A 14,236-nucleotide genomic window follows, 5' to 3' on the forward strand; every position below is an offset into this window, starting at 1 on the left:
GGCTCATCGTCATGGGTGAGCCCTGATCCGTCGTCATGTCTGAAGGGCTCATGATCGATTCACTTGTCACGTTCGTCATCGGCGTGTCCGGCGGCCATGCCGCGCTCGCCATCGTGCTGTTCACCCTCGCCGTACGCCTGGTCCTGCTGCCGCTCAACGTCCGGCAGGCGCGGGCCGGCCAGGTCCGGCAGCGGCTCGCGCCCAAGTTGCAGGAGCTGCGCAAGCGCCATGGGCGCGATCCCGAGCGGCTGTCCCAGGAGCTGACCGCTCTGTACGCCCGGGAGGGCACGTCGCCGTTCGCGGGGATCTTGCCGATGCTGGCGCAATTGCCGTTCCTGTGGCTGATGTTCAGGGTGGCCACGCACCCGACGGCACTGGCCGGTCACACTCTGTTCGGGGCGCCGCTGGGCCAGCAGCTCGCGGGCGTGGTGGCCAATTTCGGACTGATCAGTTGGCCGGTTTCGGTCTTTGTCATCGTGATCGCGGGGCTCGTGCTGCTGGCATGGCTGTCGGCACGCTCGATCAAGGTGTCGGAGGAGCAGCCGGAGTTGCTGCGCAAGGTCATGCCGCTGTTGCCGTACGGCTCCGCGCTGGCCGTGCTCGTGCTCCCCCTTGCGGCCGGCCTGTACCTCCTGGTCTCCACGGCGTGGGCCGTCACCGAACGGGCCGTACTGGCGGCCAGGACCGCCTAACCGGCCTCCTTCAGGGCCGCGACCTGCCCGTTCACCGCCGCCCCGTTGGGTGCGGGCAGGATGGCCCACACCGTCGTCGTGTCACCGTCGTGACGAACCCCCCAGCTCTCAGCCACGTATTCGACGATCCCCAGCCCCCGGCCCCCGAGCGAAGACAGGGTCGGGCGGCCCGCCCGCGGCTCCGTCGCCGCACCCCCGTCGCTGACCGCCACCTCTATGTGATCGTCGCTACGCATCCAGGCGACCCTCACCATGCCTGAAGGCAGCGGATGCGCGTGCCGCAGCGCGTTGCTCAGCAACTCGCTCACCACCAGCACCGCATCGTCGATCGCGGCGGTGTAGACCCCACAATCCTGCAGGTCAGTGCTCAGACGCTGGCGGGCGACGGCGACGCTGGACGGCGCGTACGGCAGCAGCACCACGCTTGACACACCCACCTCCCCGTTCCCTGTGCCCCCCGCGGGAACACTCCCCGGTACGACCGAAATGCCCCGTTAGCCAATCGCAGAAACCGCATCTCGATCACAGCTTGTACACATTGGACGATAGATCAGCTCAACTGTGACCACCTCGTTACCGCATCGGTGTGTCGGATCGGATAGGGGAAGCGCGCCTCAGGATCAACCGCATCCTCGTACCCCCTCCGGGCCTCGGTTGAGCACTCACTTCTCCCCCCTGTGCCCTGGCCAGACTGCGCACGATGTAGAGCCCGAGCCCCACTCCACCAAAGCGTCTCCGGTCCCCGCTGTCCACCTGGACGAAGCGCTCAAAGATCCGTTCGCGGTCAGGCGGTGGGATTCCGACCCCCTCGTCATCCACCACTACGACCACGCCGTCGTCTTCGGGCCAAGCTTCAACACAGATCAATCCACCCATTGGGGAATATTTAAACGCGTTCTCCAGCAATTGCCCCAAAACGATGTCGGTTGCCAGGGCGTCACCCAGCACCGGCGGCAATTCGTCCGGGATGCGTACTTCGACGCGGTGGCGGTCGGACAACGCGGGGAGGCCGAGCGTGGCCGCGTGGATCCGGGCCGCTAGGTCGAACGCCTCGATCCGCACGGCCAGCTCGTCCGCGCCCGCCCTGGCTCCCAGCAGCAGGTGGTCCATGAGCTGGCCCAGCGATCCGGCCCGCTCGGCGATCGTGTGCACGGCCGAGCGGCGTTCCGCGTCGCTCATCTTGTCCCAGCGCGCGTCGAGCGTGCCGGCGAACCCGCGCACGATCGTGATCGGCGTGCGCAGCTCGTGGCTGGTGGTGGCCAGGAAGAGGTCCTTGGCCTCCTCCAGCTCCTTGGCCTGGGTGACGTCGCGGAAGTCGATGACGATCTCGCCGGTCTCCTCGATGCGCGCGCTCACCACGTCCAGCCAGCGCCCGTTCTCCAGCTGGAAGGTGAGCTTCTCGCCGGGGCTGGGCAGCGGGAACGGCGGCGGGCCGCCGAGCACCGCGTCGGCGGGGAAGGCGGTCAGCTCGGCCGCGGCGGGGTTCCAGCGCACGACCCGGCCGGCGTCGTCCAGCACGGCGATGCCGTCGGCGCTGGCGTCGAACACGGCCCGCTCGTGCGCCCGCTGCCGCACCGCCTCCTGGTAGGCCACCGCGTTGCCGACCGCGATGCCGGCGTGCCCGGCCAGCAGTTCGAGCAGCTCCAGCTCCAGGTGGCCGGGGGCGGGCCCGGCGAACAACGCGTAAAGGGCCCCGTAGGGGCGGCCGCCGACCGCGGCCAGGCCGAGCGCGATCGTGTGCAGCCCGTTGAGCCTGGCCCACACCAGGTCGCCGAGCCCCTGGGACTCCAGCATGACGGTCTTGCCCGTCCGTAAGAGCTTGTCCACCAGGCTCGTCCGCAGGCCGGTGGTGGTGCCCCTGAGCGTCTCCGGCAGCCGGTACGTGCTGACCAGCCGCAGCCGCTCGCCCTCGATCAGCACGAACCCGCCCGCGTCCGCGCCCGTCAGCTCGGTGAGGCTGGCCGAGATGCGGTCGAGCACGGCCGGCAGCTCCAGCTCGGAGTTGATGTCGCCGACCACGTCGGTGAGCCGGCGCACCAGCCTGGCCCGGCGTTCCATGCGCAGCCCGGCGACCTCGTCGGCCCGCGCGGGATGGTGGGCCAGGACGTAGCCGACCACGGAGTTGCCCATGCGCAGGGCGTTGATGTCCACCCGCAGGTCGAGCGGCCTGCCGTCCTTGTGGACGCGCTTGGTGCGCAGCGACACCTGGCCCCCGGTGCGGACGCGCTCCAGCACCGCGTTGTGCTCGGCGGCCAGCTCGTCGGGGACGATCGGCGCCCGGCGACCCAGCATCTCGGCCGCCGTCCAGCCGAACAGGTGCTCGGCCGCCGCGTTCCAGACCAGCACGCTCTGGTCGCGGTCGAGCGCCACCACGGCGTTGGGGGACCCGGCGAGCACGGCGCGAGCGATCTCCTCGTCACTCCCGACCCATGCGTATCCCACACCTCCATAGTGCACGTGGCGTGGTGGGTCTGACGGGCGATCCGTCCGATACGCTGCGCTCACGAAGATTCCGGTGGCTGAAACGGGTGAGCGGCATGTCGAGCAGCGACCTCGATGCCCTGCTGAGAGTGACCTCCAGCACCTACAAGGGCGAGGGGCCGCCACACATCGCGTTCGGCACCTACGACGGCGCCGTGGGCAGGCTGGTGCTCGCGGTGACCGGCAAGGGCATCGCGGCCTGCAGTTTCGAGGCCGAGAACACCGTGTTCGAGCGGGTGGCCAAGGAGGTCGGCACGTTCATCGGGCCCGACGCCCGCCGCCTCGACCCGGTGCGCCGGGAGCTCGACGCGTACTTCTCCGGCCGGCTGCGCACCTTCGCCACGCCGGTGGACCTCGCGCTGGCCACACCGTTCGCCCGTACCGTGCTGCAGAAGACCATGGCGGTGCCCTACGGCACGACCACGACGTACGAGGAGATCGGCGCGAGCATCGGACGGCCGCGCGCCCTTCGCGCGGTCGGCAACGCGATCGGCGCCAACCCGGTGTGCGTGATCGTGCCCTGTCATCGGGTGGTCCGTGAGGACGGCGAGCTCGGCGACTACGCCGGAGGCGTGGCCGCCAAGCAGCACCTGCTCAACGTCGAACGCCGGGTCTCAGCGGGCCGCTGAGCGACGCCGGCCGAGCACGCCGATGATCAGCGTCACCAGGGCCGCGACCAGCGCGCCGCCGAGCGCGCCGTTCATCCACGGCTCCCGCGTGAAGCCGACGGCCTCGCGGGCGGACGCCCAGAAGTCGTCCCAGCCGGCGACCGTGGGCGTCGAGGTGGTGAACCAGTAGGCGGCGAAGCCCAGCGCCCACGGCAGCAGCATCAGCCAGCGCGAGGGCGCGTCCTCGGCGGTGTTCCAGCGGGCCGCGCCGCCGAGCACGAAGTAGTCGACGGCCAGCACCGCGAACATCGGCACGAACACCGCGCCGATCACCCCGAGGAACGCGCCGTAGGAGGTGACGTCCACGACCAGGGCGATCGCGGTGGTGAGCACGCCGATCGCGGTCGAGACGATCCGCCGGTCCACCTTCGGCATCAGGTTCTGCAGCGAGACGGTGGTGGAGTAGACGTTGGCGAAGGACTGGTCGGTCTCGCGCAGCACCAGGATGCCGAAGAACAGCGCGCCCAGCGGCGCCGCGACGAACGGCTGGAACACGACCATGCCGTCGGCCTGGACCGCCTGGGCGCCCGCGATGGCCACCGCGTACACGCCGAGGGCCAGGCAGGCCACCTGGGCGACGGTGTAGCCGCCGACGACGCCGGTGAAGGCGGCCCGGCTGGAACGCGAGTGCCTGGCGAAGTCGGCGGCCATCGGCACCCACGACACCGACAGGGCGATGACGTAGTCGACGGCCGGGGCGAAGGCCGTCCAGGACCCGCCCGTGTACGTCGGCGCCTCGCCCAGGAACGACACGGTGAACCAGATCAGCGACACGATCACGCCGGCGGTCACGTACCGGCGCAGCAGCCGGATCGACCCGAGCGGCCAGACGGCGAGCGCGGTGGTCAGCACCCCCGCCACCACCACCCACACCTGGTACGGGACGCTTCCGAAGATCGCGTTCGCGGCCTTGGCGATCACCCAGAGCTCGAAGGCCCCCCAGCCGAGCATCTGCACGATGTTCAGCACGGACGGGACGTACGACATCTTCGCCCCGAACAGCCCGCGCAGCAGCACCATCGCCGGCCGCCCGGTCTGCGTGCCGGGAATGGCCGACAGGCCGACCATGGCCGTGCCGATGAGGCTGCCGACCACGGCGGCCGTGAGCGCGGCCACGAGGCTGAGCGGCGCGTTGCCCAGAGGATCGATCAGGACGAGCGCGCCGGAGAAGCCGAGGAGGCTGACACCGAGGTTGGCCCAGAGCGCGCCCTGGTCGAGGACGCCGAGGGTCTTGGGGGGCGCGCCGTCAAGGGTCAGCGGAACTTCGTCGACGACATGCGTCATCGCACACTCCCTACGCCGGCATTACCCGGACAGGTTCAGGCGGTCGGCAGCGGCTGTGTTGCTGCCCTCTCAGCCCGGCACCCCGAGCTCCCGCGACTATGCAGTTGGCGCCCTCATCATGCCTCAATGGCGGCGGAACCGCCACAGTGGGGCATTCAGGCCACGAAAGGATCCTGCCCGGTCTCGCTGACCATCGGACGGCGCGCGAACTCCCACGACTGCATGCCGCCGCCCACGTTGACGGCGTCGCGCCCGAGCTGGTTGAGCCACGCCGTGACCTGCATCGACCGGCCGCCGACCCGGCACACCACGTAGACGGTGCGGTCGGCGGGCACCTCCTCGACCCGGCCCTGGATCTGCGACATGGGGATGTGCACGGCCTCGGGGGCGTGGCCGGCCAGCCACTCGTCCTGCTCGCGGACGTCGAGCAGGTAGGCGTCGTCGGGAACGGCGGTGACGTCGATCTCTGGAACGGTCATGCCTCCATCATCCCGCGCCCGGGACCCTACTTGAGCAGGCGCGACATCCGCCGGTCGGCCAGCGGCTTCCCGCCCGTCTGGCAGGTCGGGCAGTACTGGAGCGCGGAGTCGGCGAAGGACACCTCGCGGATCGTGTCGCCGCACACGTCGCACGGCTGGCCGGCCCGGTTGTGCACGCGCAGCCCGGACTTCTTCTCCGCCTTGAGGTCTTTGGCGGCCAGCCCGTGCGCCCGTTCGACGGCGTCGCGCAACGTCGTCACGATGGCCTCGTGCAGGTCGGCGATCTGGGCGTCGGTCAGCGTCGCGGCGATCTTGAACGGCGACATCCTCGCCGCGTGCAGCACCTCGTCGGAGTAGGCGTTGCCGATGCCCGCGATCACCTTCTGGTCGCGCAGCAGCCCCTTGATCTGGGTGCGGTTGCCGCCCACGATGCGCTTGAGCGCCTCGACGGTGAAGGCGTCGTCGAGCGGGTCGGGGCCCAGCGCGGCGACGCCGGGCACGTCCTCCGGCTTGTCGGTGACGTAGACGGCCAGCCGTTTCTGCGTGCCGGCCTCGGTCAGCTCGAAGCCGGGGGCCAGGCCGTCGTCGTCCGGCGCCAGCCGTACGCGTACGGCCAGCGGCCCCTTGCCCGGCCGCACCGGCCGCGCGCCGGTCAGGTCGTCGCGCCAGCGCAGCCAGCCGGCGCGGGCCAGATGGATGATCAGGTGCAGGCCGTCGCAGTCGAGGTCGAGGAACTTGCCGTGCCTCGACACGTTCGTGACGGTGAGCCCGCCGAGCGCGGTGACCGGCGGGTCGAACGTCTTGAGCGCCTGGAAGCCGACGACGTCGACGCCGGCGATCGAACGGCCGACCGCCCGCTCGCGCAGGAAGTTGGTGAGCGACTCCACCTCGGGAAGTTCCGGCATGCCCCCAGGGTATGGCGCGCACCGGACCGGCACGCGACTACGGCACGTCCCAGAAGGCGAGCTCGTGTGCCATGCCCTCGGCGAACAGCGCCTCCGCCCGCACGGGGTCGGGGTCGGCCTCGTCGATCATCTGCCCGATCCGTACGGTCAGCGCCGCGAACGCGGGGTCGGCGTAGGTGTCCACCCAGGCCCGGTACCGCGGCTCGGCGGGCGGGTTCTCGGCGAGAATCTTCCCAAGACTCGAATATCCCCACATACACGGATAAAGCGCGGCCAACCCCTCCCCGTACGACCCCGCCGCCTCCAGCAGGAACGCCGTGTACGCCACACACGCCGGCCCCTTCACCGCGTTGTCCAGATCGGCCCCGAACTCCGCCGACAACGACCGATGCAGCCGCAGCTCGTCGTGGTACGTCGCGTACGCCAGATCCACCAGGTCTCCCAGATGCCCGTCCGGCGCCTGCCAGGCCAGCCTGGAGAACACCCGCACATAGTCGAGCAGGTACAGGTAGTCCTGCTCCAGCCAGGACCGGAAGACCGGCTCCGGCAGGTCGCCGCGCCCGATGCCGGCCACCGTGGGATGGTCCAGCTGCGCCTGGAGCAAGGGCCGGCCGATCGCGTGAAGTCTTTCCGAAATGCTCATGCCTGGGAGGTTAGTGTCGGGACATGACCGTGACGATCGCCGAAGAACTCCTCCTCCTCGCCCACGACGAGGAAACCGGCAAGCAGCTCATCGGAGGCGTCCAGCTCGACCCCGCGCTCGGCGGCGCGATCCTCGCCGAGCTGGCCGCCGCGGGCCGCGTCGAGCTGGCCGACGACAAGGTGACGGTGACGGACCCCACCCCGCTGGGCGACGCCGAGCTCGACGCCGCCCTCGCCCGCATGGCCGAGGACGGCAAGGCCAGGAAGCCCGCGTGGTGGGTGCAGCGGCTGCAGTCGGACAAGCTGCGCAGGCGCCTGCTCGCCAGGCTCGCCGAGGCGGGCGTGCTGGCCGAGGAGCGCGGCCGGGTCCTGGGCATCTTCCCGACCACGCGCTGGCCGGAGGCGGACCCCCAGGTGGAGGCCGACGTGCGCGAACGCGTCACGGCCGTCCTCGCGGGCGCCGACCCCGACGAGCGCACCGCCACGCTGATCGCGATCATGCACGCGGCGAAGCTCGACCGCAAAGCCTTCCCGGGCGCCGACCGCGAGCGCGTCAAGGAGATCGCCGAGGGCGAGTGGGCCGGCCAGGCGGTCGCCAAGACGATCACCGCCATCACCGCGGCCATCGCCGCCACCGCCTCCACCGCCGCGGTCGTCGCCGCCACCACGACCTGAGCCGGCCCTGACCGGGCCCGGCCGTTCCCGCGAGGCTCGCGCCTATGCGGGAACGGGTCAACCGGCGTCCACGATCTCCTTCGGCACCGGCTTGTCGGCCTTCAGCGCGTCGAAGAGGGCCAGCGCCTTGAGCCGGTCCCACTTGACCGCCGCGCCGCCGCCGGCGACGATCTCGTTCCCGCCGAACGGCACCACCGTCGTGACCGGGCTGTCGCCCATCGCCAGCCCCAGCGAGAGCATGTCGAACGCGCCGGTGCCGGAGTCGACCTCGACCGCGTCCGTGGCGCTCATGGCCAGCGGGATCGAGGTGAACGGGTTGATCAGCACGCCCGGACTGGCGGCCTTCTTCACCACCGCGCCGAGGAACTGCCGCTGCCGCTTGGTGCGCTCGAAGTCCGGCAGCGCGCCGCCCTTGCGGGTGCGCACGTAGCCGAGGGCCTGGGCGCCGTTGAGCACCTGCTTGCCCTTCTTGAGCTTGAGCCCGGCCTTGGGGTCGTCGACGTCGGCCCGGACGTTGATCTCGACGCCGCCGATCGCGTCCACGATGTCCACGAAGCCGGCGAAGCCGATCTCCATGTAGTTGTCGACGTGCACGCCGGTGACCGTCTCGATCGTGCGGACCAGCAGCTTCGGCCCGCCGGACGCGTACGCCGCGTTGAGCTTGTCGCGCCCGCGCCCCGGAATGGTCACCGCCGAGTCGCGCGGCAGGCTGACCAGGGTGGGCTTGTCGCCGTTGTCGGAGATGTGCAGCAGCATCATCGAGTCGGTGCGCTGCCCGACCGCGCGCCCGGTGGCCAGCTTCTTGCGCTCGGCCGCGGTCAGGCCCTTGCGGCTGTCGGAGCCCACCAGCAGCCAGTTGGTGCCAGGCGTGTCGGCGGGCCGGCCCGGGTACTCGTCGAGCACCCCGTCGATGCCCGCCAACCGGGAGTTGATCCAGAAGAACAGGCCGACGGACGCCACCAGGAGCAGCGCGACCAGGCCCGCGACGATCTTCAGGACGGTCCGGCCGCGCACCCGCGGCCCCCTGGGCCCGCGCGGCTCCTTCGGCGCGGTCTCGCCCGCCGCCCTGAGCGGTTTGACCGGGCTGTTCCCGGCACGCTCGCGTCCGTAGACCTTGCCCGATCGGGGAGGCGGCGGAGGCGGCGGAGGCGGCTGCTCGTCGGAGTAGGCGGGCAGCTTGGACGTGGCCGCGTTCGGCACGCCCGGCGGGACCCGGTGGGCGGGTGCGCCACCGGAACGCTGCCCGTCGCCGGGCCTCGGTGGCAGCGGGCGGCCGTCGCCCGGCGAGCGCATGGCCCGCGTACGGTCGTCCTCAGACACTTCGCCTTCTTCCCTTCGGTATGCCATAGACGCTACGTCCAACCCCCTGGCAGTGAAGACATCTCACCAAGTTTCTCCCACGGACAAGTACACACAACTAGCGGAGAGTCACTGCGGAAACATAGACGCGGACTGCGTCGTTAGCGTTATGGACGACCTCTATCGAAGGGATGATCGTGTCCGCTCCGGACTCGTGGAGTCTTGGCCCGTGCCTCGGCACGGGTTCCTCTGAGGGCTCACCCCGGTGAGCGCCTATCTCGGCCTACTGGCCCTTTTCCTCCTCACCGCCGCCACCGGGTACTTCGTCGCCCAGGAGTTCGCCTTCGTCGCCGCCGACCGGGGCCTCCTGCGCGAGCAGGCCGCCGCCGGTGACACCCAGGCCGAAAAGGCGCTCCAGGTGACCTCCCGGCTCTCGTTCATGCTCTCGGGCGCCCAGCTCGGCATCACCGTCACGGCCCTGCTCGTCGGCTTCCTGGCCGAGCCGGCCATCTCCGTCCTGGTACGGCCCTGGCTCGACGGCACGGGCCTGCCCGACGCGGCGATCACGGGGCTGTCCGTGGCCGCCGGCGTGTTCGTGGCGACCGTGGTGCAGATGGTGCTCGGCGAGCTGGCGCCGAAGAACCTCGGCATCGCCAGGCCCGAGCCGGTGGCCAAGTTCCTGGCCGGGTCCACGCTGGTCTACCTGGCGGTCGTCGGGCCGGTGGTCAAGCTGTTCGACTCGGCCGCCACCGGGCTGCTCCGCCGCGTCGGCATCGAGCCGGTCGAGGAGGTCGAGCACGGGGCCACCCCCGAGGAGCTCTCCCGGATCATCGAGGAGTCGACCCAGGCGGGCGAGCTGCCCCCGAGGTTGTCGGAGCTGCTGGAGCGCGCCCTGGAGTTCGGCGACCACAGCGCCGAGGAGATCATGGTGCCGCGCCCCCGCGTGGTGGCGCTGCGCGACTCCCAGCCCATCTCCGACCTGGTGGAGGTCATGCGCGAACGCGGCCACTCCCGCTACCCCGTCGTCGGTGACGACGGCGACGTGGTGGGCGTGACGGGCGTGCGCGAGCTGCTGGAGTCCGGCCTGGACGAGGGCCTGGTCGGCAGCATCACCCGCCCCGCGCTGCTGGTGCCCGACTCGCTGCCGCTGCCGGCCGTCCTCGACCGGATGCGGGCGGCCAACGACGACATCGTCTGCGTCATCGACGAGTACGGCGGCCTGGCCGGCGTGCTCACCGTCGAGGACCTGGCCGAGGAGCTGGTCGGCGAGCTCGTCGACGAGAACGACCCCGAGCCGGCGGGCGCCGTCGAGCGGTCCGGCGGCGTCTGGGAGGTGCCCGGCTGGCTCAGGCTGGACGAGGTCGAGCGCGCGACCGGCGTCGCGCTGCCGGAGAGCGACGACTACGACACCCTCGCCGGTCTGGTGCTGGCCCGGCTGGGCCGGATGCCCGACCCCGGCGACATGGTGATCGTCCCCATCGAGGGGGTCGCCGACCCGTTCGCCGACGACGCGGCCGAGCACCTGGCCGAGCTGACCGTCATGTCGCTCAACCGCCGGGTGCCCGAATGGGTGCGGCTCGCGCCCGTGCAGCACGCGGAGGCGTCCCGATGACGATGATCCTGGTCAGCCTCGCGCTGCTGTTCTTCAACGCGCTGTTCGTGGCCGCCGAGTTCGCGTTCGTCTCCGCCAGGCGGCACCGCCTGGAGGAGATGGCCTCGGGCGGCAACCGCCTGGTCCGGGTCGCGGCCAAGTCGGCCGTGGGCGGCGGGCGTCAGCTCTCGCTCATGCTGGCCGGCGCGCAGCTCGGCATCACGCTGTGCACGCTGGGCCTCGGCCAGGTCACCGAGCCGGCCATCGAGCACTTCCTGGAGCCGGTCTTCGCCGCCGTCGGCGTGCCGGAGTCGCTGCGCATGCCGATCGCGCTCACGATCGCGCTGGCGCTGGTGACGTTCCTGCACATGGTGGTGGGCGAGATGGCCCCCAAGTCGTGGGCGCTGACGCACCCCGAGCGGGCGGCGCTGGTGCTGACGCTGCCGTTCCGCGGGTTCACGCAGCTCATGCGCCCGCTGCTGTCGTCGCTCAACGGGCTGACCAACCTGATCCTGCGCCTGTTCGGCGTGCAGCCGCGCGACGAGCTGGCCACCACCAGGACGCCCCGGCAGCTCGCCATGCTGGTGGGCGAGTCGGGCCGGATGGGCCTGCTCGACCGTGAGGAGCACGACCTGCTCACCCGCGCGCTGCGGCTGCAGGCCGAGGGCATCGAGCGTCTGATGGTGCCGATCGACCGGGCCGTGAAGGTGCCGCCGGCCGCCGGGTCGGCCCAGATCAGGGCCAGGGCGGCGGGCAGCGGCCACCTGCGGCTGCTCGTGGGCGGTCCGGCCGGAATCGAGGGCGTCCTGCACGCCCGTGACGCCCTCCTGCAGCCCACGCGTACGGCCGGTGAGCTCGCCAGGCCGCTGCCGAGGCTCGCGTGCGTCACGCAGGTCCCCGAGGCCGTGACGGCCCTTCAGGAGGCCCGCGCGCACCTGGCGCTGGTCACCGGCCAGGGCGGCGCGGTCATCGGCATGGTGAGCCTCACGGACCTGCTGGGCGAGCTCCTGGACACCAAGGCCGCCTCGCGCGCCTACTCCCCGGCGGCGAACCCGTCGAGGTAGGCGGCGTGCTGCGCCCGCTCGGCCTCGATGAGCGGGTGCGGCTCGGCGTAGACGTGTTCGAAGATCGCCGAAGGGGCCGGGTCGGGCAGTTCGAGCAGCCGCCTGCGCAGCTCGGCCCCGATCTTGGCGGCGTCGGCCTCGACCTCGCGGAAGAAGTCGTCGCCGGTGCCGGCCGCGGTCAGGTACGCCCTGACCCGCTCGATGGGGTCGCGCCGCCGCCACGCCTCGACGTCGTCCTTGGCCCGGTAGCGGGTGGGGTCGTCGGAGGTGGTGTGCGCCCCCATCCGGTACGTGAACGCCTCGATGAGCGTGGGCCCCTGCCCCGACCGGGCGTCGGCCAGCGCCTTGCGCGTGACCGCGAGGCAGGCCAGCACGTCGTTCCCGTCGACCCGGACGCCGGGGAACCCGAAGCCCTCGGCCCGGCGGTACAGCGGGATCCGCGACTGGCGTTCCTGGGGCTCGGAGATGGCCCACTGGTTGTTCTGGCAGAAGAACACGATCGGCGCGTGGCAGGCGCCCGCGAAGACGAACGCCTCGTTCACGTCGCCCTGTGAGGTGGCGCCGTCGCCGAAGTAGACGATGGTCGCCCCGGCCTTGTCGGTGCCGATGACGCCGTCGCGCTGCATGCCCATCGCGTAACCGGTGGCGTGCAGCGCCTGCGTCCCGATGACGATCGTGTACAGGAAGAAGTTGTGCCGGGACGGGTCCCAGCCGCCGTGGTTGACGCCGCGCCACATGGCGACCACGTCGAGGGGGTCCATCCCCCGGCAGTAGGCGACCCCGTGCTCCCGGTAGGAGGGGAAGACGGCGTCCAGATCCCCGACGGCGCGCCCGGAGCCGACCTGGGCGGCCTCCTGCCCGAGCAGGGACGTCCACAGCCCCAGCTCCCCCTGACGGGCGAGCGCGACGGCCTCGGAGTCGATCCGCCGGACGGTCACGAGATCCCGATAAAGATCCCGGATCTCATCATCCGAGACGACCAGCGGATATTCCGGATGCTCCACGCGCTCACCGGAGGGCGTGAGCAGCTGAACCATCGAGTCATCCATGTGCGGCAACCCCCTGAACAGAAACCCAGCGGCCACAGTTTGCCGTAGCCCTCAGGATCACCCGAACCCGCCCACCAAACCAATGTGACCTAAATCACGCAAGCCACCAGAAAGTTCGCTGCAAGCCGGCTGACCTAAGGTCCAAGAACCACGTCACAAGAAAGAAATCCCAGGACCCTTGCGCAGCAAGACCCAGTACGAAACGGTGGGCCAGACCCACGAACAGCAACCCTCATGGACGGGGGTCCGGGGGAGAATCCCCCGAACGCTTGTCCCCCTGGGGGTCCGGGGGTTATCCCCCGGGCAGATATGACGAGGGGACCCGAGGAAGCCGACCTGTAAGGCCGGCGACCAAGGATCCCCTAGTCACCGAGTGGGCGAGGAGGGATTTGAACCCTCACGTCCTTTCGGACACACGGACCTGAACCGTGCGCGTCTGCCGTTCCGCCACCCGCCCGTTTGTGGGTGCGGAGAAACAGTAGCACGGAACAGCCACTGGTACTGAACCCGGATACGATCGCAGAAGACACGGAAGCGGAGGAGCTGGGCGCGACTGGCAACGAGCGTCACGACGCCGCCTCGTGGGACGAGCGGAAACCGGGCGCCGGAAGCGTCTGGGGCCGCGATCATATGCAGGGAAGAAGGGAGGTACCCGGTGGGAGTCCTTCAGCGCTTCGAGCGAAGGCTCGAAGGCTTGGTTGAGGGGGCCTTTGCGCGGGCGTTCAAATCTGACCTTCAGCCGGTCGAGGTCGCCAGCGCGGTTCAACGGGAGATGGACGAGCGGGCGGCGATCGTCGCACAGGGCCGGACGCTCGTGCCCAACGACTTCGTGGTGGAGCTGTCCACGACCGACAGCGAACGGCTTGAGGTCTACGCCGACAGCATCAGCCACGAGCTGGCCAACCTCGCCAGGGAGTACGCCAAGGAACAGGGCTACTCCTTCGTGGGACCGGTCCGGGTGCGCTTCGAGACCGCCGGAGACCTGGCTGTGGGCCTGTTCCGCATCCGGTCCGGCGTCATCCGCGGCGCGACGGTCGAGCAGGACGAGATCCGCCAGCCGGCGAGCGACCTGCCCCCGTCCAGGCCCGGGGCCTTCAACGGGCGGCCCAGGCTGCTCGTCTCCACCCAGGACGACCCGCAGGGCGACCGCTCCTACGAGCTCACCACGCCGGTGACCTTGCTAGGCAGGGGCACCGACTGCGATCTTCGTCTTGTCGATCCGGGAGTCTCGCGGCACCATGCGGAGCTGCGCGTCGAGGGGCAGCTCGTGGCCCTCGTCGATCTCGGTTCGACGAACGGCACCTTCGTCAACGGCCAGCCGGTACGCAGAATCGAGCTCCAGAACGGCACGCGAGTGACGCTGGGACGCACGACTCTGGTGTTCCGGCGCGATTAGGGGTAGACAGA

General features: G+C 70.7%; 14 protein-coding genes, 1 tRNA gene and 1 riboswitch. Of the genes, 6 read left to right on the top strand and 9 right to left on the bottom strand.

Annotated features, from left to right (window positions below):
• The first annotated feature begins 50 nt into the window (after positions 1-50).
• On the top strand, positions 51-692 hold the full coding sequence (locus ACIBK9_RS03915) for a YidC/Oxa1 family membrane protein insertase (RefSeq protein ID WP_397154962.1): 642 nt from the start codon (positions 51-53) through the stop codon (positions 690-692).
• Here the strand turns inward: ACIBK9_RS03915 and ACIBK9_RS03920 are convergent.
• The gene (locus ACIBK9_RS03920; RefSeq protein WP_352363279.1) at positions 689-1,114 is read right to left on the bottom strand and encodes an ATP-binding protein; all 426 of its coding nucleotides are present in this window, start codon (positions 1,112-1,114) and stop codon (positions 689-691) included. The two genes, ACIBK9_RS03915 and ACIBK9_RS03920, sit on opposite strands and share 4 nt — an antisense overlap.
• Positions 1,115-1,265: 151 nt before the next feature.
• Complete coding sequence (locus ACIBK9_RS03925) at positions 1,266-3,134, bottom strand: ATP-binding protein (RefSeq protein ID WP_397154964.1); 1,869 nt, start codon at positions 3,132-3,134, stop codon at positions 1,266-1,268.
• A gap of 95 nt (positions 3,135-3,229) precedes the next feature.
• Here ACIBK9_RS03925 and ACIBK9_RS03930 point away from each other — a divergent pair, with 95 nt between their 5' ends.
• The gene (locus ACIBK9_RS03930) at positions 3,230-3,802 is read left to right on the top strand and encodes a methylated-DNA--[protein]-cysteine S-methyltransferase (protein WP_397154966.1); all 573 of its coding nucleotides are present in this window, start codon (positions 3,230-3,232) and stop codon (positions 3,800-3,802) included.
• On the opposite strand, the gene ACIBK9_RS03935 is transcribed toward ACIBK9_RS03930, so the two are convergent.
• The 4 genes from ACIBK9_RS03935 to ACIBK9_RS03950 form a co-directional block, all read right to left on the bottom strand.
• Positions 3,788-5,125 (bottom strand): purine-cytosine permease family protein, encoded by a 1,338-nt coding sequence (locus tag ACIBK9_RS03935; protein ID WP_397154968.1) that lies wholly within the window; start codon positions 5,123-5,125, stop codon positions 3,788-3,790. The two genes, ACIBK9_RS03930 and ACIBK9_RS03935, sit on opposite strands and share 15 nt — an antisense overlap.
• Positions 5,116-5,229, bottom strand: a riboswitch (TPP riboswitch). Its footprint overlaps the gene before it by 10 nt.
• Before the next feature lie 51 nt (positions 5,230-5,280).
• Positions 5,281-5,604, bottom strand: coding sequence for a rhodanese-like domain-containing protein (locus tag ACIBK9_RS03940; protein ID WP_352318274.1), 324 nt, complete (start codon positions 5,602-5,604; stop codon positions 5,281-5,283).
• A 26-nt stretch (positions 5,605-5,630) separates the two neighbouring features.
• Positions 5,631-6,509, bottom strand: coding sequence for an Fpg/Nei family DNA glycosylase (locus ACIBK9_RS03945; protein ID WP_387672027.1), 879 nt, complete (start codon positions 6,507-6,509; stop codon positions 5,631-5,633).
• A gap of 37 nt (positions 6,510-6,546) precedes the next feature.
• Complete coding sequence (locus tag ACIBK9_RS03950; protein WP_397154971.1) at positions 6,547-7,152, bottom strand: TenA family protein; 606 nt, start codon at positions 7,150-7,152, stop codon at positions 6,547-6,549.
• Positions 7,153-7,175: 23 nt separating this feature from the next.
• On the opposite strand from ACIBK9_RS03950, the gene ACIBK9_RS03955 reads away from it, so the two are divergent.
• Positions 7,176-7,826 carry a GPP34 family phosphoprotein gene (locus ACIBK9_RS03955; protein ID WP_397154973.1) on the top strand — a complete coding sequence of 217 codons (651 nt, stop codon included), beginning with the start codon at positions 7,176-7,178 and terminating at the stop codon, positions 7,824-7,826.
• Positions 7,827-7,883: 57 nt separating this feature from the next.
• On the opposite strand, the gene ACIBK9_RS03960 is transcribed toward ACIBK9_RS03955, so the two are convergent.
• Positions 7,884-9,146, bottom strand: coding sequence for an LCP family protein (locus ACIBK9_RS03960; RefSeq protein WP_397154975.1), 1,263 nt, complete (start codon positions 9,144-9,146; stop codon positions 7,884-7,886).
• Between the two features lie 244 nt (positions 9,147-9,390).
• On the opposite strand from ACIBK9_RS03960, the gene ACIBK9_RS03965 reads away from it, so the two are divergent.
• The gene (locus ACIBK9_RS03965; RefSeq protein WP_397154977.1) at positions 9,391-10,737 is read left to right on the top strand and encodes a hemolysin family protein; all 1,347 of its coding nucleotides are present in this window, start codon (positions 9,391-9,393) and stop codon (positions 10,735-10,737) included.
• Positions 10,734-11,780 carry a hemolysin family protein gene (locus ACIBK9_RS03970; RefSeq protein WP_357982951.1) on the top strand — a complete coding sequence of 349 codons (1,047 nt, stop codon included), beginning with the start codon at positions 10,734-10,736 and terminating at the stop codon, positions 11,778-11,780. Before ACIBK9_RS03965 ends, ACIBK9_RS03970 begins: the two co-directional genes overlap by 4 nt.
• Here ACIBK9_RS03970 and pdhA read toward each other — a convergent pair.
• Together pdhA and ACIBK9_RS03980 are read right to left on the bottom strand one after the other, a co-directional pair.
• Positions 11,750-12,817, bottom strand: a complete 1,068-nt coding sequence (gene pdhA, locus ACIBK9_RS03975) for a pyruvate dehydrogenase (acetyl-transferring) E1 component subunit alpha (protein ID WP_358291002.1) — start codon at positions 12,815-12,817, stop codon at positions 11,750-11,752. The genes ACIBK9_RS03970 and pdhA overlap by 31 nt on opposite strands.
• A 386-nt stretch (positions 12,818-13,203) precedes the next feature.
• Positions 13,204-13,286, bottom strand: a tRNA-Leu gene (locus ACIBK9_RS03980).
• 198 nt (positions 13,287-13,484) lie between these two features.
• Between ACIBK9_RS03980 and ACIBK9_RS03985 the strand changes: the two genes are divergently transcribed.
• The gene (locus ACIBK9_RS03985) at positions 13,485-14,225 is read left to right on the top strand and encodes a DUF3662 and FHA domain-containing protein (protein ID WP_125640997.1); all 741 of its coding nucleotides are present in this window, start codon (positions 13,485-13,487) and stop codon (positions 14,223-14,225) included.
• The last annotated feature ends 11 nt before the right edge of the window (positions 14,226-14,236 follow it).

The organism is Nonomuraea sp. NPDC050227 (assembly GCF_044459705.1).
Classification (GTDB): domain Bacteria; phylum Actinomycetota; class Actinomycetes; order Streptosporangiales; family Streptosporangiaceae; genus Nonomuraea.